Below are 19,407 nucleotides of genomic sequence, written 5' to 3'. Positions count from 1 at the left end.
CCGAACGAACGCGCGTCCGTGGACGAACGGTCAGGCGAGCCACTCCTCTGGTTTCGTGTCGTAGTCCACGTCGTCCGCCGCCAGGTGACTCACCTGCTCCCACGGGACGTCGAACTCCTCGAACTCCTCGCCGTCGAACCGGAAGCGCTTGCCCTGCTCGCTGGGCTCAGGCTCCTTGTTCCGGCGGCGCGCCACCTCGCGGTCGTGATCCGAGAGCTCCTTCACGATGGTCAGGAGGTTCACCGGCCGCCCCCAGAGCTCGAACACGCGCTCTAGGACCTGCTTCGCTTGCTTCACGTCCAGCATCACGCCGTTGTACTGGTGACCGAGCAGGAGCTCGTTCCGGTTGTCGAAGTTCCCGTCGTACACCGCGATCGTCGGCTTCCCGAAGTTCGTGAACTGCAGCAGGAGCTTCTTCTTCACGTCCGTCGCGTCGACGCTCGCCACGCGATTCTGGCCGGTCGCGTGACTGAACTCGTACGTGAAGTAGTCGTTCGCATCCACGAACTCCTGGGTCAGGAACTCGTCGAGGAACGTCACGTCGTTGTGACTCTGGCGGATCTCGCGCATCCGCTCCCAGCCCGCCGAGTAGTCGACGTCTTCCAGGGCCGCCTCGACGCTCCCGTAGCGCGCGTCGTCGAACAGGTACCGACCGATCTGCTCGAGTTCGCTCTGGGTCGCTCGCGAGAGGAACGTCCGATTCCCGCGCTTGACGAGCGAGAAGTGCCGGCGCGCCAACCCGTCGGTCGTCAGGACCTTCCACGGGTACTGCTCGACGTCGACGTCCCCGGCTTTCGCCGCCGCGAGCGCGTCCGCGTCGACGTACTCGTCGGACACGTCGTCGAGCGCGCCCAGGGACTCGGGCGTGATGCTCGCGAGCGCTTCCGGCGGTTCGAGCGTCCCCAGGACCGCGTCGAAGTCGACGACGTCGTCGAGGTTCCGCCACGTCACGCCCTCGACCCTGAGGAGTCGTTCGAGGACCTCGCGGCGGTTCGCGCGATTCTCCACGTACTCCCACATCTCCATCCCGAGCTTGTACGGATTCAGACCCGGCGACCCGAGCACTCTGGCCATGTGGTCCGCGTAGTTCAGGAACTCGTCCGCGCCGGCGAACCCCTCGTCGGTCATCATCAGGGACTCCCAGTACGCCGCCCACCCCTCGTTCATGACCTTCGTCATCTTCTGGGGCGCGAAGTAGTACGCCTCCGCGCGGAGCATGTCGAGGACGTCCGTCTGCCACTCCGTCATCTCCATCGCGCGACCCGCGTCCTCGTCGAACCGCTTCCCGTGCCGCCGGAGGAACCCGAGGACGTCCTTCTCCGGCGTCGGCGGGAACGACACCGGCTCGTCGTCGTCGTCCGCGAGGAACTCCTCGTCGAACACCTGCCGCCGCACCTCCTCGGAGAGGTCGAGGTCCGCGAGCTTGTCCTTCACCTCGTCGTCGACCGCCACCTCGTCGCCGCCGTCCTCGGTCTCCACGGGCGCGTACGGCTCGTGCTGGTCGATGTTGTCCTCGAGCACGAGCGCGTTGTCGATCCAACGTTCGACGGCCGCACGCTCGACGTCCGGGTCGCTCATGTACGCCGATATCGCGTTCGCGTGCCGCTCCAGCATCGCCGCCGCGTCCGCGCCCTCCCCGAACAACTGGAACCACTCGTTGTTCGCGAAGAAGTCGCTGTGCGCCTCCACGTGCGTGATGACCGCCTTCTGGTCCGCGATCGTGTTCGACTCCTGGAGGAACGCGTGCGCCGGATCGTCGTTGTTCACGATCTCGAACGCCTTCCCGCCAGCGTACTGTCCTTGCTTCTGCTGGCGGTCGTACTGCATCCCCCACCGCCAATGGGGATAGCGGTGCTGGAACCCGCCGTACGCGATGAGCTCGTTCATCTCGTCGTAGTCGACGACCCAGTAGTTCACGTCGTACGGCACCAGGCCGAGCTTCAGTGCGAGGTTCCTGGCTTCCTCGACGGGCTCCTCGAGCTCGCCCGCGATCCGCTGCTTGTTGAACCGGTCCTTCTCGCTCATACTGCCTCACCTTCCGTCGAACCGCGGTCGTCGGTCGTCATTCGCTATCGTCCTCCGTGGAGAGGATGTCGTATATCGCGTCCGTCACGTCCTCGGGGCCGGAGACGTACGCCACGGCGACGTTGTCGCTGTCCCCGAAGTGACTCTGTACCTCCTCGGCGTGCGTCGCGTTGATCGCCGTTCCCGTCGGTTGAGTCTCGACGTACGCGTGCAGGTTCGCCGGGATCTGCTCCATGAGTGGTATCACGTTCTCCTCGGTGTCGTTGCTCGAGTTCTCGCTGTCGCCCGCCGCGAACACGTACCGGTTCCACTCGCTCCAGGGGTACTCCTCGAGGAGCGCCTGGGCGAGTTCGTACGCGCTCGATATCTTCGTCCCGCCGCCGCTCCGGATGCCGAAGAACTCCTCGCGCTCGACCTGCCACGCCTCGGCGTCGTGCGCGATGTAGACGAACTCCGCGTTGTCGTACTTCCCCGTGAGGTACCAGTCCAGTGGCGTGAACACGCGCTCGACGAGTTCGCGCTTCTTCTCGCGCATCGACCCGGAGACGTCGCGGATGTTCACCACGACGACGTTCTTCTCCTTCTCCTCGATGATCTCCGGGTGCCGGTAGCGTTCGTCCTCCCGACGGAACGGGACGTGCTTGATGCCCTCGCGTTGAATCTTCGCCTGGATGGGTTCGCGGTCGACGTTCCCGGCCATCTCCTCCATGCTCGCCCACGTGGTCTTCTCGTCGTCGGGGATCTTCGAGTACGCGTCCACGAGCCACGCCTTGCTCACTGGGATGGATTCGCCGCGCGCCCACTCGAACGCCGTCTGCGGGCCGACGCCGTCGACCTTCAGGACCTCCTTCAGGTACGCCTCGTCGAAGTCCATCGCCATCTTCCGCTTGAGGCCCTCCTTGAACATCCGCTCGAAGTCCAGCGTCGAGTTCGGTCCCGAGCGCGTCATGTCCGTGTACGGTCCCTCCTTCTCCTCGATGACGCGCTTGCCCTTCGGGTCGAGGTCGAGGCCGAGTTCCTCGTCGAGTTCCTCCGCGAACTCCTCGGGGTCCATCTCGTAGTACTCGTGCTCACCGGACTCCTCGCCGGGGTCGCCCTCCTCGTCGCCGTCACCGGGCTGAGGCTGGGGTTGCCCGACCGGGTCACCGGGCTGGGCGCCCTCGCCCTGCCCGACGCCGCCCTGGTCGAGCTTGTCGTACTCGAACGCGGGCAGGTCCACGATCTTGATCGGGATGCGGACGTCGTCCCGTCCGCTCGCGCCGAGCTCACCGTACTGGATGAACTCCGCGAGGTCCTCGCGGCGCTGTTCACCGACCTCCCGGAACCGGTCGAGGTCGTCTTTCAGTCCCATCTGTAAGCCACCTGTCCCATGACGTGTCTACTCGTGAGTTCCGCGGACGCCGCCGAGTACCCGTAGTGCTCGACGAGCGCGTCTATCGTTCGGTCCTTCACTCGCTCCGTCTCCGTCCCGCTCGGTGGGTCCTCCCACTGGCGGGGGTCGAAGTCCTCGTAGGTCCGCCGGACGTCGTCCCAGTCGTTCTCCTCAAGCACCGCCTTGATGACGGGGATCGCGGTCAGCTCGACGTCGCTCACGCTGAAGTCGTCGCCGCGTTGCTCCCACGCGTACCGGTTCAGCGCCGTGATGACCTTCTCCCGGCGGAACGCCACGACGTCCTCGCTCGGGTCGCCACCCGGTCCGTAGTCGCCGTCGTCGAACCGCCCGAGGTGCTCGACCTCGAACACCTTCATCAGGAGCGGGTCCGGGTCGACGCGCTCCCCGCGGTCGTTCGTGATCGGGTCGTCGGTCTCCAGCGCGTACACGTGCTCGACGTACTCCTCGACGGTCGCCTCGTCGACGCGACGGTCGTGCATGATGGCGTCGAGCACGTCCGTCTCCTGCTCGCCGAACACGTGGTTCTTCACGGCCGCGACCCGGGACTCGAACTCCGAGCGTTCGCCCGCCGAGAACACGGGCGCCTCCGAGAGGCCCTCCACCATCGCGTTCAGGACGTCGCGAGGCATGACCACGCTCGCGACGTCGTACTCCGGATGATGGCGGTCCCGTTCCTCGTGCAGGAGGTCCGCGAGGACGTCCCGCGTGAACGTCACCGGGATGCCGTGCTTGCCGTCCTCGTCGCCGTCGACGAACTCGAAGTCCGCTGCCTCCCGGCGCGTATCGCCGTCCTGGAGGTACCCGCGGTCGTACAGGACCGCCTTGTCGACGAGGTCGAGGTCGCTCGGCAGGTCGCCGTCCTCGAGGCGCGAGACGACCGCGTACAGCGCCGCCGCCTCGACCGTGTGCGGCGCGAACTCCTTCGGAACGAGCTCCCCGTCACCGCTCTTCACCGAGATGACGACCGGTTCGCGGATGCGCGCCTCGAGGTCGTCGTACGTCGACGCCGTCCACACGTCTGTCTCCCCGGTGAGCTCGCGGCGGATGAGCTCCGTCTCCAGACTCAGGTTCGTCAGGTACCGGAACTCGTGCTTGTCGAGCCGGCGTTTCAGTGCTTTCAGTGGGTCCATGCCCTGTCGGTCCGCGTGCTGGTTCAGCGTCGCCTCCAGGTCCGGGTTCGAGATGATGAGCAACTGGCTGTCGACGTCCATCCCGATGCCCTTGTCGAGCTTCACGCTCCCTTCGTCGGGGACGTTCAGGAGCTTCTGGAGGAGGTCCGCGTGCTGGGCGGCGTCCTCCACGACCGTCAGGAGACCGTTCCCCTGACTGAGGACGCCGTCGTAACTGAACGCCTGCGGGTTCTTCCGCCCCCGCGAGTCGAGCTTCTGGAGCATCCCGCGCATCCACGACCCGACGAGGCGCTCCTTCGGACTGCCGTCGTCCTCGCTGTGGAGGATGCCGATGCCGTGCCCGACGTCCACGACGTAGTTCTTCACGCGCAAGTGCTGGGGGTCACTGATCGCGGAGAACAGCGCGTCGCGACCCTGCCGGCGGTACCGTTCCTCGAGGACGTCGTACGCCTCCCGCGAGAACGGGTCGAGGCGCTCCTCGACCCGGATCGGGAGGTCCTCGCTCTCGTCGTTCACCGCCGCGAGGATGTCCGCGCGCACCGACTCCGGGAACACCGAGAGCGGATGCACCTGTACCGGGCTCTCGTACCAGTTCTCCTCGGCCGCCGCCGCCGACGCGCTCGCGTCCTCGCCGTACGCGAGCCCGCGACCGCCCGAACTCGCACTCGCGACGTTCCACTCGAGCGTGTACCGACGGCCCTCCGGCGTCTTCGAGTACTCCCGCAGGCCGTTGACGAGACAGCGCTTCAGCTCGGACTTCCCGGTCGCCGTCGGCCCGTCGAACCACAGTATCTTCTCGTGCTTCCCACGACCGGCCGCGATCGTGCGGAGGTCGTCGACGAACGCGTTCAGTACCTGCGTGTTCCCGAGGACCGCGTGCTCGCCGTCGTTGTGCGGGTCGTCGAAGAACCGGTAGCGCTCGGTCTCCTCGCCCTCCTCGACGACCGAACGCGTCCCCATCGACTCGATCGCCTCCAGGAGGTACTTCGACGCGTGACTCGCGACCGTCGGCTGCTCGAGCACGCGGTCGACGTACTCGTCGATCCGCATCGGCGCCTCGTAGGTCGCCTCGAGTTCGCGGTCGACCGCCGAGACGAAGTCCTCGCCGCCCGCCATCAGTCGCTCATCTCGGACTTGGCGACCTCCGCGCCGGCGAACTCGAGGACCTCCTTCGCACCGCCGCGCGAGTATCCCTGGTCGACGAGCGCGTCGACCCACGAGTTCCGCTCGTCGTCGTCGCTCTCGTTCGCCGACACGAGCGCGGAGAAGTTGATGTTGTGCTTCTTGTCCTCCCAGAGCTTCCGTTCGAGCGCGCGGCGCAGGCGCTCGTTGTCCGTCGGGTCGAACGTGTCGCCGGTGCGAGCGCGCCGACTCACCCAGTTACTGACCTCCTGCCGGAAGTCGTCCTTGCGGTCCTCCGGGATGTCGAGCTTCTCCTCGACGCTCCGGAGGAACGTCTCGTCGGGCTCCTGCATCTGGCCCGTGATCTCGTCCTCGACGCGGTCGTCGTCGATGTACGCCATCACGTGGTCCATGTACTTCTCGCCCTGCCGCTGGATCTCGTCCACGTCGTACGCCAGCGCGTGCCGGACGTCCTCGATGGCGCGTTCCTTGTACTCCTCGCGGACGAGTTCGAGGTACCGGTAGTACTTCTCGAAGTTCTCCTCGGGGATGGAGCCGTGGTGCTCGAGGTTCTCCTCGAAGAAGTTGAACACCGTCAACGGCGACAGGAACCCGCGGCTGCGGTGCTTGGAGTCCATGATCGCTTCGGCGATCTCGTCGCCGATGAACCGCGGACTCACGCCCTCCATGCCCTCGCCGATCTCGGCCTTCGCTTCGGCCTCCTCGCGGAGCTTCTTCACGTCGATGTCGTCGCCATCGTCGATTTCTCCATTATAGGCCTTCGCCTTCTGGAGCATCTCGACGGTGTCGTTGTCGGGCTCCTCGATGCGGGTGAGGACCGCGAACAGGCCCGCCATCTCCATCGCGTGCGGTTCGATGTTGATGTCCGGGACGTCCGCGTTGTTCAGCATCTTCAGGTAGATCTGGGCCTCCTCCTCGTACCCGAGGACGTACGGGAAGTCGATGCGTTTCGTGCGGTCGTTGAACGCTTCCATCTTCTCGTCGCCCTTCTTGTCCTTGTACTCGGGCATGTTCGTCCGCCCGACGATCACCTGGTCGATGTCGATGCGCGGGTTGTTCTTCGGTTTGATCGTCATCTCCTGGGTGGCGTGCAGGAAGTCGTACAGGAACTCCCGCTGGAGCTTCAGGAGCTCCTCGCCGGAGAAGAGGCCGCGGTTCGCGTTACAGAACGCGCCCGAGTAGTCGAACGCTCGCGGGTCGCTCTCGCCGTAGATCGCGATCTTCGAGTAGTTGACGTCGCCCGTGAGCTCGGTCTCGTCCTGGTTCTTCTTGTCCTTCGGTTCGAACGTCTCCAGGCACTGGCGCTTGTTCTCGTCCGCGATCAGTCGAACGATCTCGACGTGGTTCTCGAGGACGCTCTCGAGGTCGTCGTCGTAGTACGCGAGGAGTTCGTCCATGTAGAACTCCGATTCGGGGTCGAGGCTCTGCTCGTTCCGGATCGTGTACGGCGCGTCGAGTTCGGCGTTCAGGTCCGCGATGACGGCCTTCCGTTGCTCGTGGGGAAGGAGGACGAGCGGGTCCTGGTTCATCGGGGAGCGAACGGTCGCGTCCGCGGGGTCCTGGTCGTGGATGACGTCGGTGAGGTTCGTCCACCGGAACGTGTACATCCGGCCGTCGTCCCGGAGCGTGTAGTCCTCGAAGTACTCGCGGACCTGTTTGTCGAAGTGGCTCTTCCCGGACCCCACCGGCCCCAGGAGGAGTTTGATGCGTCGTTCGGGGCCGAGTCGGCGTGCGCCGGATTTGACCTTGTTGACGAACTCGTGGATGCTCTCGTGGATGACGCGCCCGAAGAACGTGTTCTCGCCGTCGTTCAGGGGGTCTTCGCTCGCGAGCTTGTACTCGACGACGCCGGCTTCCTCGTCGTACTCGGTGCCGTAGTGGTCGAACATGTCGGCGACTCGCTGGTGGGCGTTGCGCGCCACCTTCGGGTCGGCGTAGCACTCGTCGAGGTACCACTGGAAGCTCTTGGTCTCCCGCAGGTCTGCGGGCATCGACTCCTTGTAGTCCTGGCTGAGGTCGCTTAGTCTCGTGTTCTTGGTCATGCTTTCACGGGCGAGCACGTTCGACCGGGCCCCCACGTCCTGGGTCGGTGGTGCTCGCTGTCCTCGGGCGTCGACCGGTGCCGTGGTGGTGGTCGCGCGGGCGGGTGCCCGCGACGCCCCACCATTACGTGGTCATTGTGGGCATTTGTCATGCTCGCGGGCGCGGGTGGCCGTCGAGGCGTGCTGCGCGTCGAGGGCCGAAGGGTGCGAGCGGGGGCGGCAGCCGGTCGGTCGACCGAGTCGTATGATAACGGTTGGACTCGTCAGCAATAAGTCTGCCTCCAACACTTATATAACATCGAATTTACTCTTATAAATACCATCGATATCGTCTCGTGAGTTGCGGGTGACACGTCCGCCAGGGCGACCCCCGGACTCGCCGCCACGTCACGGCACCCGGACCGCGGAACCGAGATACCCTTAGGTCACGCGCTCCACCCCACCGGTATGAGCGACCTCCCGGACCCACCGTCGGGCTGGACGGTGTGGAACGTCGACCCGGACGGCCGCGCCGTCCTCGCGTACCGCCCCGACGTCTTCAACACCACCGACCACCCCCCAGAGTGCCTCCCGACGCTGTACGTCTCCCAGGGCCGCAGGAACCACCGCCGCCCAGGCGTCGACCGCCCGGAGGCCGCGACCGGCGACTGGTTCGTCCGCCTCTACTTCGAACCGGACGTCTCGCTCGACGAGACCATGCGGTACCCCGACCGCGACGCCGCCATCGACGCCGCCTACGCGCTCGCCGCCGACTTCCACGCCGGCGACGTCGACCCCCGCGACGTCTACCAGGTCCCGCGCCCCGACTACTTCGACGCCCTCGACGAACTCACCGGCGACGACGACGAAGCAGGCGACGCCGAAACGGCCGACACCTGACGACCGTAGCGACGACGAAACGGCCGACACCTGACGACCGTAGCGACCAAGAAAAGAGCGACACCTGACGACCGACGTTCACCGCGCTCAGCTCTCGACGCACGTCCTACGCGACCCGGATCTCGAACCGCGCACCGCCCGCGTCGCTCTCGGTGACCGTGATGTCCCAGTCGTGCGCTTCGACGATCTCGCGGGCGATGGCCAGCCCGAATCCCGTCCCGGAGGTCTGCGTCGAGTACCCGCGCTCGAAGACGGTATCCCGGTCGGCCGCGGGGATACCGGGACCGTCGTCAGCGACGAAGAACCCGCGGTCGTCCGGGAGGTCGCCGACGGTCACCGTCACTTCGGTCGAGCCGTGCTCGACGCTGTTCTCCGACTGCGTCTGGGAGCTAGTCGAGCTATGCTCGACGCTGTTCCCAGATTGTGTCTGGGAGCTAGTCGAGCTGTGCTCGACGCTGTTCCGGAACAGGTTCTCGAACAGCTGCTGGAGTCGTCCACGGTCGGCGTCGACGGTGAGGGTCGCGTCCACGACGAGCGTCGCCGTCGGTGTCTCCACGTGCGTCCAGCACGAGTTGGCGAGTGCCTCGATGGCCACCGGTTCTCGGTCCTGGACGGGGCGGCCGTCGCGCGCGAGCGACAGGAGGTCGTCGATGAGCGACGTCATCCGGTCGTGCTCGTGCGCGACCGCGTCCAGGTGCTCGTTGTCGCACGTCTCTCGCGCCAGCTCGAGTTCGGCGATGGCGACCGATAGCGGGTTCCGGAGGTCGTGACTCACCACGTCCACGAACCGCTCCAGGCGCTCGTTCTGCCGTTCGAGCGTCCCCTGGCGCTCCTCCAGCGCGCGCTCGTACTGGATGCGGTCGATCGTTCGCGCGGCGTGCGCGACCAGTAACTCGGCGAACTCGACGTCCCGGTCGTCGAACGCGTGCGTCTCCGCGGACACCGCCTGGAACACGCCGACGTCGCCGACGGGAACGCTCAGCCCGGACTGGTAGAACTCCTTCGCCGGGTCGGTCTCGTCGCTCGGCCGTATCTCGTCGACGGTCGCGGACTCGCCGGACTGGAACGTCCGCCCCGCGAGCCCCTGCGTGGCGCGGAGGCGACGCACGCCGTCCGCGGGGGCGCCGGACGACACCGCGAGCGGTTCCAGCCAGCCGTCCTCGTGGAGGAGGACGCTACACATCTCGAGTTCGAGGACGTCCCTGGCGGCCGCGACCGTCCGCTCGCAGGCCGCCTCGACGGTATCGCACGCCTGTATCCGCATCGCCGCGGCGTGCAACGTCTTCAGCGTCTCCTCCCGACCCGATTCCATGCGTGACACGACGGCGACCAGCCTGAAAAGCCGGTCGGCTGGCGCGGCCAGCCACGCCATCGCACTCGTCGCACGCGCCGCCGTGCACGGGCGGTGGGGACAGCGTAATACGCCTCCGCGCGTTACGGTGGACCATGTCCACCGTCACGCTCCTCGGGTCGCGTCTCGTCGAGGAGGGCGCCGAGTTCGTCTACAACGGCGAGGCCCCCGGCTGCGAGGGGTGCCCGTACCGCAACCAGTGCCTGAACCTCACCGCGGGCGTGAAGTACGAGGTGACGTCGGTCCGCGACGGCGCGCAGACCCTCGAGTGCGCGGTCCACGACGAGGGCGTGCGCGCCGTCGAGGTCGAGCCCGCGACGGTCGTCGCGAACGTCCCGAGCGCGAACGCGTACGCCGGCTCGAAGACCCAGCTCGCCGGCGAGTGTCCGTACACGGAGTGCCCGAGCCACGAGTTCTGCGAGCCCGACGGCGCGAGCCTCGACGAGGAGTACCGCATCAAGCGCACGAAGGGCGACCCACCCCACGAGTTCTGTTACCTCGACCGCGACCTCACCATGGTCGAGTTCGAATCCCCCGACGAGTAACCGATTCGTCGCAGGACGAGTGACGGACTCGTCGCCGCGACGACTGACTGCGCGCGACGGTGACCGCGTTCGCTGGGTTGGCGACTGCACGACGGTGACCGCGTTCGCTGGTTTGGCGACCGGGCGACTTTTCTCCCGTCCACCGCGAGATTGGGTCATGACTGACGATTCCGAGCGCGCCGGCGCGGACGGGAGCGACCCCGGTCCCGAGGCCCTCGATGCGCGCGTCGTGCTCGCCGAGGAACTGGCGTCCATCCGGGACCTGGCGTCGCGAGCGAGCGCGTTCGTCGCACTCCCGGAACCGCGCGTGCTCGTCGAGGACGTGCGGTCGCGGCCGCTCGAGGAGCGGTACCGGACGAGCGCGACCGACCACGCCGAACGCCTCGGTCTCGAGGACCTCACGCCCGCGGGCGTCCGCGCGTTCGCCGACGACGTTCCCGTCGACGAGCCAGTGGCGCGAGCGACGTCGTTCCTCGTCCGACGCGCCGGCCGCCTCCAGGGACGACTCCTCGGGCAGTTCTCCCGGGATCCCGAGTCGCCCCGCGAGTACCTCGTGCTCGCGACCGCCGCCGGGCACCTCCAGCGCGCGGCCGCGGACCTCGAGGTCGCAGCGGAAACCGACGACGGCGACCTCGCGCAGCACGCGAGCGTCGTGCTCGCGCTCGCCGCCGCCCTGTTCGCGCTCGCCGAGGACGGCCTCGGTGCGCCCGCCGACCGCGACCCCGGTGCCGCCGCGACCGACGACCCGCTCCCCGAGTGGTTCTGTCGAGAGGTCGCGCTCGCCGACCACCACCGGGCGCTCGCCCGCGGCGACACCCCCGCGATGAACCCCCGAGAGCGCGACCACGACGCCCTCGAACACCTCCTCGTCGTTCAGGGTGCGACGCTCGCCGTCACCGAACTCGACGCCGACCCGCACGCCGTCGCGGACCTCGCGGACATTCCGCTCGAACACCTCATCGGCGTGCTCGCCAGCGACTAGAACGCGACCGCGACAGCGGACGCCCGCCGGCGTCGGTCACCCGACGTACCCGACGCGTTCCGCGGAGTACCCGAACGTCTCGTCGTAGCCGTGCGCGGACATCAGGACGGGATAGAACTCGGTGTCGGCGACGTGCGCGCGGTCGTCGACGCTCGCGAACGTCGTCCCCGGGTCGACGCGGGAGAAGTTCTCGACGTGGACCTCGTGGCTGGTCCCTGGTTCCTTCGGGACGCGTTCGAACAACCGGAATACGGGGACCTCTCGCGGCTGGGTGTGCCCGGGGATGACGTCCTGCGCTTTCAGGAACGCGCGGACGATGTCGTACGCGTTCTCGGCCGCGCCGACCGACCCCTGGTAGCCGCACTCCACCTCGACGCAGTCGGGCGCGGACGCGAAGATGCGGCCCTCGACGAAGTTCGCGCTGTCGACGAGCGCGGCCACCGGGAGTCGCGGGACGATCTGTCGCGCGAAGTCGTGGACGCCGTCCGCGACCGCGAACGGTTCGGCGGTCGACTGCGTCGAGTGCAGCGCGAGGACGCGACAGCCGTCGATCGCTTCGCCGAGGCGGTACGCGAGTCGCGCCTCGTGCGTGTCGGCTTCGGGCGCGCCCGGGAACGCTCGATTCATGTCCTCGTCGAGGTACCGGACGCCGGCGTCGAGCGCGCGCTCGTTCGCCACGATGAGTTTCGCCGGTCGGTCGACCGGCGGGTCGGTCGCGAGCAGTCGCTCGACGGCGTGCACGCCACAGGGTTCGTCCCCGTGGATGGCCGCCACGACCGCAACCTCCGGCTCCCCGTCCCCCAGCGTCTCGACACGCATTGGATGAATCGAAACACCGCCGACGACAAAAGGGGTTCGGAAGGTCTGCCCGGGTGTCTCAGCGGGAACCGCTCGCCCTCGCCTTCGCCGCGTGAACGGGTCGGTCGTCGCCGAGTCGTCGGCCCGTGCGTGACCTACCGGTCGGCTCCCTCCTCGTCGTCGTCCCGGCTGAGCCATCGCGCGAGCGTCGCTGCACCGACGGCTCCGCCCGCGACGAGCGCCCCGAACCCTGGCGACCCGTCGCTCGCGGTCGTCGTCTCGTTCCCGGCGGTCGTGCCGTCCCCGGTCGTTGCCTCGTCCGCGGTCGTCGTTGCGTCCTGGGTCGTCGTGTCGGCGGTTCCGGTGGTGGTCGTGCGCGTCGCCGTCGCGGGGGTGTCGACGTCCACTGTGAGGGTGGTCGTCGCTTCGGTGCTGGCGTCGACGGCGTCGTCCGCGAACAGCAGGTCCTTGTACTCGAAGTCGACGAACAACTCGAGCTGGTCGTCGTAGTGCGGCGACTGCGTGCCGTCGGGTGCGACGTACCCGCTGTTGCCCGGTGGGAGGACGTTCTCCGCTCGCGGGTCGTCGCTCAGGCGCACGAAGTGGTTCTCGGTGCCGCGGTTCATCGCGGGCAGGTCGCCGGCGTCCCCGACGCCGATCGGGACGCCGAACAGCGAGGCGTTGTCGAGTCCGTCGACCGCCGCGCTCGACCCCCACTCCGCGGGTGGGCCGTCGTTCTCCTCGTCGAGCGTCGCGACCGCCGAGCGGAACGCCGCGACCAACGCCTCGTCGGGGTCGCCGTAGTCCCCGCCGAGGTCGAGCGCCGTCGCGTCCGGTTCGAGCGCACGCATGAGCGTTCCGCGACCGTATCGGTACGTGAGGAAGTACGACGCCGGCCCGTAGAGGTCGCCGAAGTCGTCCGCGAACAGCTCGGGGATCACGTTCCCGAACGTCGCGTCCCAGATGGTGTATCCCGCCGGGTACGTGCCGGAGAACGACTCGCCGTCGCCCTGCCCGTACAGGTCCCAGGCTTCCAGTTCCGCGCGCGCTGCCTGCTCGCGGTCGGAGAGGTCCGCGTCGTCGAGCGCCGCGAGGAGCGGGTCGAGGAAGCGGATGGCGCGCAGGTCGACGAACGAGAGGTCGTAGACGACCTCCTTGAGGAACGCGTAGTCGACCGCGCCCTCTGTCGCCAGTCGGTTCTCGGTCAGGTTGATGATGCGCTGGACGCGGTGGTCCGTGCTCCAGGAGTAGCTCAGGTCGCCGTTGTTCCACTCCGGTGCGGGCTTGTTGTTCCACTGCGCGGAGTACCCCGCGGGCGGGTTGACGCTGAACGGAACCTCGCCGTCCGCGGCTCGCAGGTAGTCCTCGTCGTTGAGTTCGTACTGCGTCCCGTCGGCGGGGAGGCGCGTGTCCCAGTCGACGGCTTCGCTGTCCGGGTACCGGCCGAGGTGCACGTACGCGATGTCCCCCGATTTGCCGGCCCACATGAAGTTCAGCGCGTAGTCGCACTCCTGGGCGGCGTCGACGTACGCGTCCGTCGAGTCCGCGAACTGGCTCTCGAAGAACGCCTTCCAAGAGTTCATGTGGCGGCCGGCGTAGGACTGGGTCTGGGTGATGGCCTCGCCGGCGTCCGGCCGCCAGTCCGTGACGACGCCGTGGCGCGTGGATCGGAGCGTGAACTCGACGTCGTCGTCGCCCGCGACTGGAATCGTCTGGGTCTCCTCCTCGACCGGGAGGGACTCGCCCTGGAACTCGTACGTGGGCTCGTCGCCGCTGGTGTCGATGGATTCGACGAACGTCTGCAGGCAGTTGTCGATACCGGCGGTGGACGTGAACGCGCCGTGCTGGTTGTGGCCGAACATCACGAACGGGTAGCCGGCGACGGTGATGCCGGCGACGTCGAAGTCCGGGCCGTGCAGGCCGGCCTCGTACATCACCGAGGGCGTGGAGAATCCCATCTGTGGGCCGCCCATGATGAGGGCGTCGCCGCTCTCGGTGACGTCGCCCTGAACGGCGAGCGCGTTGCTCCCGTACTTGATCGGGAGTCCGAGGTCCTTCAGCCCGGTTGCGAGGGTGCTGACGCGCTCCATCTCGGCGTCGTGCACGCGCTTGGGGTCGGTCGGGATGCGGTAGTCGCCGCCGGTGATGCGATTCGAGGGCGTGTGCTGGACGCCGGTCCGCCCGCGCTCCGGGACGTCTCCCGACGCACCCGCGGACGAACTCGTGGTCGTGCTCGACGGCGCGGGCGAGTTCTCGCCGGCTTCCGTGTACGGCGGGACGTAGACGTCTTCGGGCTGTACGCCGCTCGTGGGCGCGCCGGGGTCGTTCCCCCAGTTCAGGTCGCCGAACAGGTCCATCGCGTCGCTCTCGCCGCCAGTCGCGGCGGTGAGGCCGTCCAGGACGGCCGCGCCGAGCGTTTCGAGCTGGAAGCCGCTGAAGTACGCCATGCTCGCGACGTACATGCCGGCGACGTCGACGGCGTCGAACGTCGACGGCTCGAAGTCGTTCTCCGCGAACCCGTCGTGGAACGAGCGGTCGTCGTCGTCTCGAACCGTCTGGATGTAGCGGTTGATGCCGTCGGCGAAGGCTTCGATCGCGGCGCGCTGGTCGTCGTCGATCTGCTCGTTGAGTTGCTCGTCGAGCCCGATGCCGGGTGCGGTCGATCGCCTGGCTTCGCGGTCGAACTGCACCCAGTCGGGCCCGAGCACTTCGGCGACGGTGCCGTGGTAGTAGCGCCGGTACAGTTCGAGCTGGTAGAGGCGATCCTCGGCAGTGGCGTATCCGAATCCGAAGAACACCGCGGTCCGGTCGGGTGCGTCGCGGGCGTAGACGTGCGGGACGCCGTACTCGTCTCGCTTCACCGTCACCTCCACGTCCACGTCGACCTCGCCCGTGCTGGGTGCGGAGAGCGTTGTCTGGCTCGCGACCGTGCCGAGTCCGGCGACGCCAGCGCTCGCCTGTAGCACTCGTCGCCGCGGGAACGTCGATTCGTCGTGGCTGTCCTTGTCCCTGTCACTCGATGCCATGACCAACGGTAACAGACGACATGGCGTAAAGTTCCGGCTTGGCTACACCCTTGCCGCGGAACCGTGCGTCCCCGAACCGGCAGGTCCTTACTCCGGCACTCCCACGGCTTGCCCGTGCAGGACGACGACGACGCGGCCCGCCCCACGACCCCGAACCCCGACGACGCGCCCGACGAGGGTACGGTGGCCGCCGAGCGGACGGACGGGGAGCAGTCGGACGCGGACGCTGAGGGCGAGGAGCAGTCGGACGCGGACGAGACGACGCAAGTGGAGGGCGTCGACACCGAGCACGTGATGAACCTCACGTTCGTCCTGACGCTCCTGTTGGGCGTGCCCACCGTCGTCGTGCTCTCGCTGTTCGTCCCGCTCGACGGGTGGGGCGAGATACTGTCGTTCGTGGTGCGCGTCGGCGCTGGCATCTGGTTCCTCACCGCCGTCGCGTTGTACGTCCGCGAGCGCCGCCGGACCTGACCCGGTGGGCGCTCGCCGAACGTCGCGCCGCGAGCGGTCAGGCAGCCGCCTCGTCCGTGGCCGCGCGCCGGTCGAGGGGGTCCTCGAGTTCGCCCATCACGGCTTCGAGCGCGTCCGTCGCCGTGAGCAGCCCGACGACCTCGCCGTCCTCCAGGACGAGCGCGAGCTCCTGGTCCTCGGCCTGGAACTGGTCGAACGCGTCGCTCACGGTCGTCTCCGGGGAGAGCGTCGTCGGCGGCGCGGCGATGTCCTCGAACGAGCGGTCGCCGGCCTTCAGCGCCTCGAAGTCGTCGATGATCGAGGGCGCGTACACGACGCCGCGGAAGTCGGTGAGGTCGTCGCCGACGAGCGGGAAGCGCGTGTGCGGCGTGTTCCGCATGCGCTCGAAGTTCTCCTCGGCGGATACGCTCGTCGACAGCGCGACGATGTCGCTCGCGTCCACCATGACGTCCCTGATGGGGAGTTCGCCGACCTGGATGGCGTTCAGGACCTCGTCGCGGCGTTCCTCGGCGAGTTCGCCCTCCTCGAGGAGCGAGTTGACGCGGTTCCGGAGCTGTGCACGGGACTCGATGACGTCCTCCTCGGTCTCCAGCCACGCGCCCGTCATCTCGACGCCGAACAGGCGCAGCGTCATCTTCGCCACCCAGTCGCCGAGCGTGATGAGCGGCGAGATGAGGACGTAGAACCAGTGCAGGGGCGCTGCGCCGTACCGGCACACGAACCGCGAGCGTTCGACGCCGAGGTACGTCGGCGTCTGCTCGCCGTGCGTGAGGTGCACGAGGTTGATGATGAAGTACGCGATGATGGCACCGGCGCCGATGGTCGCGAGCGTCGAGCCCTCCGGGAACAGCGGCTCGAACAGCGCGGCGAGCGCGGGTTCGGCGACGATACCGACCGCGATACTGGACGCGGTGATGCCGACCTGGCACGTCGTCAGGTAGAGTTCGAGCTCCTGGGTCATCTCCCAGGCGCGTTCGAGTCTGGCGTCACCGTCGACGAACTCGTCCTCGGTGAACTGGCGCGCTCGCGTCAGCGCGAACTCGATGGCGACGAAGAAGCCGTTCGCGAGGATGAGCAGGACGCCCGCGACGAGACGCAACGTTATCTCGGGTACGTTCATCGTGGTCGCAGCGGGAACCAGCCCATCGGCGACGAGACGCAACGCTAGCTCGAGTGGATTCATTATGGTCGCACCAGACGACTCGCCGCCCGAGCCATTAGAAAGTTCCGACAAACTGTATAAGTAGGCCGCTATCGGAACCGCGGGATAGTTGCCCTATATTGCTACCCCGACAGTACCTCGTGGACAGAGTTATTCGGGTGGCGGGGTAACTCGCGGACAGATGGCTCTTCGAGAGCTCGACGAGTTGGACAGGGAGATACTGCATCGCCTGCAAGCGGAGGCGCGCGGGACGTCGTCGACGGACGTCGCGGAGTCACTCGACGTGTCCGCGAGCACGGTCAGGAACCGCATCCAGCGGCTCGAGGCCGACGGCGTCCTCCGCGGGTATCACGCGGACGTCGACTACGAGGCCGCGGGCTACCAGCTGTTCACGCTCATCGTCTGTACGGCCCCGATACCCGAGCGGGAGGCGCTCGCGGCGGCCGCGGCGGACGTCCCGGGCGTCGTCGAGGTCCAGGAGGTGATGAAGGGCGAGGCGAACGTCCTCGTGCGCGCCGTGGGCGAGGACGGCGACGACCTCACGCGCATCGGCGAGGACCTCGACGAACTGGGACTGCACGTCTCGGACGAGGACCTGATCCGCGCCACGCACCGGAGTCCGTACGCGGGGTTCGACGCGGACGGCGTCGACGGCAGTGACGGCGGCGATTGAGCGCTCGTCAGTTCCAGGCGTCGTGGACGTCCTCGGCCCATGCGAACGCGGTGCCGGCGGCGGTGGCGGTCTCGGCGTCGCGCTCGCTGTCGCCGACGAACACGACGTCGGCGGGGTCGAGGGTGGCGTCGACGCGTTCGATGGTCGCGAGCAACGGCTCGGGGTGTGGTTTGTGGTTCGCGACGGTGTCGCGGCCGACGACGGCGTCGACGCCGTCGGCGAGGTCGTGGACGTCGAGCGCGACGTGCGCTGCGGCCTCGCAGTTGAGCGTGCAGACGCCGACGGGGCGCGTCTCGGCGGTGAGCGCGTCCGCGAGCGGGAGGCGCGTCGAGGTGTGCGCGCCGTCGCGCTCGTGTTGGGAGATGACGGTCTCGATGGCCGCGCTGAGTCCGTTCGCGTCTGCGTCGGCCATCAGCGCCCAGAGGTCGCGGCCGTCCGGGTCGACGCCCGCGTCGCGGTACGCGACCGCGGCGTCCGCGCGCACCGCGTCCCAGGCGACGTCGAGGCCGACGAGCGTGCCGTCGAGGTCGTACACGACGCCAGCGTAGTCTTCGAGCACACGCGGACGTAGGACAGGGAGCGTGTTACTGCTATCGGTCGGGTGGTGGTCGGTCTCGCGCGCTCGCGACCGCCCGCCGGAACGTACCGTTTTCCGAAACCAGGTGCTACTCGGATTTCAGTAAATTGTTTAATGCAGGAGGCCGTGTTCGGTGATATGCCAAGCGACGACCTCCGGAACACCATCGAGCGCGTGGGGGACCGGTTCAACCTCGGTGAGTACGAGATCGACGCGTACCTCACCGTCCTCGAGCACGGGCAGCTCACCGCGAGCGAGATCGCGGACCGAACCGAGATACCGCAGCCGCGGGTGTACGACACCGTGCGGTCGCTCTCGGACCGTGGACTCGTCGAACTGCGGGAGTCCCGTCCGATGAAGATCATCGCGGTCGACCCCGACGACGCGTTCGCGGACGTCACGTCGTCGCTCGACGAGATGATAGACGAACTCGAGGCGCGCTACACCGCGCCCGCTCGCGACACCGAAGCGGTCTCGCTCGTCAAGTCCCGCTCCACGATCCTCCGGTACCTCGAGGAGGTCATCGACGCCGCGGACTACGAGCTCGCGCTCTCGCTCACCCCGGACTTGCTGGACCGCTTCTCGGACCTCCTCAAGCAACGCAACCACGAGGGCGTCAGCATCGAACTCCTCGTCACGCCCGCCGCCGGCGCGCCCGACGCGGACGAGTTCGACTACGCGGAGGTCGCGACGAACGTCCGCGCGCGCCGCGGCATCACGACGCCCGTCATCGCGGTCGCCGACGGCGAGTACTCCATCTACGCCACCCAGGACGCCTTGCGCGACGACCAGGACCGCTACGGCGTCATCTTCAACCGGTCCGCGCTCGGGTTCCTCGTCTCCGGGTTCTTCGGGACCGTCCTCTGGACGACCGCCGAAGAGCTGTACGCCGACGGCGAGGACCGCCCGTACCCGCGCCGGTACGCGAGCATCCGCCGGTGCGTGAAGGACATCGTCGCGGAAGGCGGCGAGTTCTACGCGACCATCGACGGCCGCGACGTCGAGAACGGGACGCCACGCGTCGTCAGCGGGAAGGTAAGCGACGTCGCGTTCGAGACCACCGAGGAGGTCGCGACGCTCACGCTCACCGACGAGGACACCGACGAGACCGTGACCGTCGGCGGGCAGGTCGCCGCGTTCGAGGACGTCGAAGCCCACGAGATCCGCATCGGGCGGGACAGTCCCCCGAAACAACTCGAGTAAGACCGAC

Annotated in this window: 15 protein-coding genes; 6 read left to right on the top strand and 9 right to left on the bottom strand. The window is 67.8% G+C overall.

What is annotated here, in order from left to right:
* Positions 1 to 30: 30 nt before the first annotated feature.
* The 4 genes from LI336_RS17285 to LI336_RS17270 are packed head-to-tail and all read right to left on the bottom strand — an operon-like array spanning position 31 to position 7,733.
* A complete protein-coding gene (locus LI336_RS17285) occupies positions 31 to 2,025 on the bottom strand; it encodes a SpoVR family protein (protein WP_227134410.1) in 1,995 nt (664 codons plus the stop codon).
* 37 nt (positions 2,026 to 2,062) lie between these two features.
* Entirely contained in the window at positions 2,063 to 3,376 is a 1,314-nt protein-coding gene (locus tag LI336_RS17280) for a YeaH/YhbH family protein (RefSeq protein WP_227134409.1), read from the bottom strand.
* Positions 3,367 to 5,664, bottom strand: a complete 2,298-nt coding sequence (locus LI336_RS17275) for a PrkA family serine protein kinase (RefSeq protein ID WP_227134408.1) — start codon at positions 5,662 to 5,664, stop codon at positions 3,367 to 3,369. The genes LI336_RS17280 and LI336_RS17275 overlap by 10 nt, the downstream gene beginning before the upstream one ends.
* Positions 5,664 to 7,733, bottom strand: a complete 2,070-nt coding sequence (locus LI336_RS17270; RefSeq protein WP_227134407.1) for a PrkA family serine protein kinase — start codon at positions 7,731 to 7,733, stop codon at positions 5,664 to 5,666. Before LI336_RS17270 ends, LI336_RS17275 begins: the two co-directional genes overlap by 1 nt.
* A gap of 447 nt (positions 7,734 to 8,180) precedes the next feature.
* Between LI336_RS17270 and LI336_RS17265 the strand changes: the two genes are divergently transcribed.
* Entirely contained in the window at positions 8,181 to 8,612 is a 432-nt protein-coding gene (locus LI336_RS17265) for a DUF5820 family protein (RefSeq protein ID WP_227134406.1), read from the top strand.
* Between the two features lie 106 nt (positions 8,613 to 8,718).
* On the opposite strand, the gene LI336_RS17260 is transcribed toward LI336_RS17265, so the two are convergent.
* A complete protein-coding gene (locus LI336_RS17260) occupies positions 8,719 to 9,924 on the bottom strand; it encodes a sensor histidine kinase (RefSeq protein ID WP_227134405.1) in 1,206 nt (401 codons plus the stop codon).
* 134 nt (positions 9,925 to 10,058) lie between these two features.
* Between LI336_RS17260 and LI336_RS17255 the strand changes: the two genes are divergently transcribed.
* Both LI336_RS17255 and LI336_RS17250 read left to right on the top strand, forming a co-directional pair.
* Positions 10,059 to 10,508, top strand: coding sequence for a UPF0179 family protein (locus LI336_RS17255; protein WP_227134404.1), 450 nt, complete (start codon positions 10,059 to 10,061; stop codon positions 10,506 to 10,508).
* Positions 10,509 to 10,665: 157 nt separating this feature from the next.
* Entirely contained in the window at positions 10,666 to 11,490 is an 825-nt protein-coding gene (locus tag LI336_RS17250; RefSeq protein WP_227134403.1) for a hypothetical protein, read from the top strand.
* A gap of 36 nt (positions 11,491 to 11,526) precedes the next feature.
* Here LI336_RS17250 and LI336_RS17245 read toward each other — a convergent pair whose 3' ends face one another.
* On the bottom strand, positions 11,527 to 12,309 hold the full coding sequence (locus LI336_RS17245; protein WP_227134402.1) for a M14 family metallopeptidase: 783 nt from the start codon (positions 12,307 to 12,309) through the stop codon (positions 11,527 to 11,529).
* A 134-nt stretch (positions 12,310 to 12,443) separates the two neighbouring features.
* Positions 12,444 to 15,314, bottom strand: coding sequence for a penicillin acylase family protein (locus tag LI336_RS17240; RefSeq protein ID WP_227134401.1), 2,871 nt, complete (start codon positions 15,312 to 15,314; stop codon positions 12,444 to 12,446).
* Between the two features lie 114 nt (positions 15,315 to 15,428).
* Between LI336_RS17240 and LI336_RS20440 the strand changes: the two genes are divergently transcribed.
* Entirely contained in the window at positions 15,429 to 15,785 is a 357-nt protein-coding gene (locus tag LI336_RS20440) for a DUF5822 domain-containing protein (protein WP_368408397.1), read from the top strand.
* A gap of 37 nt (positions 15,786 to 15,822) precedes the next feature.
* Here LI336_RS20440 and LI336_RS17230 read toward each other — a convergent pair whose 3' ends face one another.
* Positions 15,823 to 16,905 (bottom strand): CNNM domain-containing protein, encoded by a 1,083-nt coding sequence (locus LI336_RS17230; RefSeq protein ID WP_227134562.1) that lies wholly within the window; start codon positions 16,903 to 16,905, stop codon positions 15,823 to 15,825.
* A gap of 223 nt (positions 16,906 to 17,128) precedes the next feature.
* Here LI336_RS17230 and LI336_RS17225 point away from each other — a divergent pair, with 223 nt between their 5' ends.
* The gene (locus LI336_RS17225; protein ID WP_227134400.1) at positions 17,129 to 17,620 is read left to right on the top strand and encodes an Lrp/AsnC family transcriptional regulator; all 492 of its coding nucleotides are present in this window, start codon (positions 17,129 to 17,131) and stop codon (positions 17,618 to 17,620) included.
* A gap of 7 nt (positions 17,621 to 17,627) precedes the next feature.
* Here the strand turns inward: LI336_RS17225 and LI336_RS17220 are convergent, their stop codons facing one another.
* Positions 17,628 to 18,179 carry an HAD family hydrolase gene (locus tag LI336_RS17220; protein ID WP_227134399.1) on the bottom strand — a complete coding sequence of 184 codons (552 nt, stop codon included), beginning with the start codon at positions 18,177 to 18,179 and terminating at the stop codon, positions 17,628 to 17,630.
* 156 nt (positions 18,180 to 18,335) lie between these two features.
* Here LI336_RS17220 and trmB point away from each other — a divergent pair, with 156 nt between their 5' ends.
* On the top strand, positions 18,336 to 19,400 hold the full coding sequence (gene trmB, locus LI336_RS17215; RefSeq protein ID WP_227134398.1) for an HTH-type sugar sensing transcriptional regulator TrmB: 1,065 nt from the start codon (positions 18,336 to 18,338) through the stop codon (positions 19,398 to 19,400).
* Positions 19,401 to 19,407 lie beyond the last annotated feature (7 nt).

Source organism: Halorubellus salinus, assembly GCF_020567525.1.
Classification (GTDB): Archaea; Halobacteriota; Halobacteria; order Halobacteriales; family Natrialbaceae; genus Halorubellus; species Halorubellus salinus.
This window is presented reverse-complemented; position numbering and strand designations above follow the sequence as displayed.

Excerpts from the sequence above, each read along its gene's own strand:
- LI336_RS17225 (WP_227134400.1), top strand. The coding sequence starts at position 17,129 with ATGGCTCTTCGAGAGCTCGACGAGTTGGACAGGGAGATACTGCATCGC.
- LI336_RS17230 (WP_227134562.1), bottom strand. The coding sequence starts at position 16,905 with ATGAACGTACCCGAGATAACGTTGCGTCTCGTCGCGGGCGTCCTGCTC.
- LI336_RS17260 (WP_227134405.1), bottom strand. The coding sequence starts at position 9,924 with ATGGAATCGGGTCGGGAGGAGACGCTGAAGACGTTGCACGCCGCGGCG.
- LI336_RS17255 (WP_227134404.1), top strand. The coding sequence starts at position 10,059 with ATGTCCACCGTCACGCTCCTCGGGTCGCGTCTCGTCGAGGAGGGCGCC.
- trmB (WP_227134398.1), top strand. The coding sequence starts at position 18,336 with ATGCCAAGCGACGACCTCCGGAACACCATCGAGCGCGTGGGGGACCGG.
- LI336_RS17250 (WP_227134403.1), top strand. The coding sequence starts at position 10,666 with ATGACTGACGATTCCGAGCGCGCCGGCGCGGACGGGAGCGACCCCGGT.
- LI336_RS17245 (WP_227134402.1), bottom strand. The coding sequence starts at position 12,309 with ATGCGTGTCGAGACGCTGGGGGACGGGGAGCCGGAGGTTGCGGTCGTG.
- LI336_RS17280 (WP_227134409.1), bottom strand. The coding sequence starts at position 3,376 with ATGGGACTGAAAGACGACCTCGACCGGTTCCGGGAGGTCGGTGAACAG.
- LI336_RS17240 (WP_227134401.1), bottom strand. The coding sequence starts at position 15,314 with ATGGCATCGAGTGACAGGGACAAGGACAGCCACGACGAATCGACGTTC.
- LI336_RS17265 (WP_227134406.1), top strand. The coding sequence starts at position 8,181 with ATGAGCGACCTCCCGGACCCACCGTCGGGCTGGACGGTGTGGAACGTC.
- LI336_RS17270 (WP_227134407.1), bottom strand. The coding sequence starts at position 7,733 with ATGACCAAGAACACGAGACTAAGCGACCTCAGCCAGGACTACAAGGAG.
- LI336_RS17275 (WP_227134408.1), bottom strand. The coding sequence starts at position 5,664 with ATGGCGGGCGGCGAGGACTTCGTCTCGGCGGTCGACCGCGAACTCGAG.
- LI336_RS17285 (WP_227134410.1), bottom strand. The coding sequence starts at position 2,025 with ATGAGCGAGAAGGACCGGTTCAACAAGCAGCGGATCGCGGGCGAGCTC.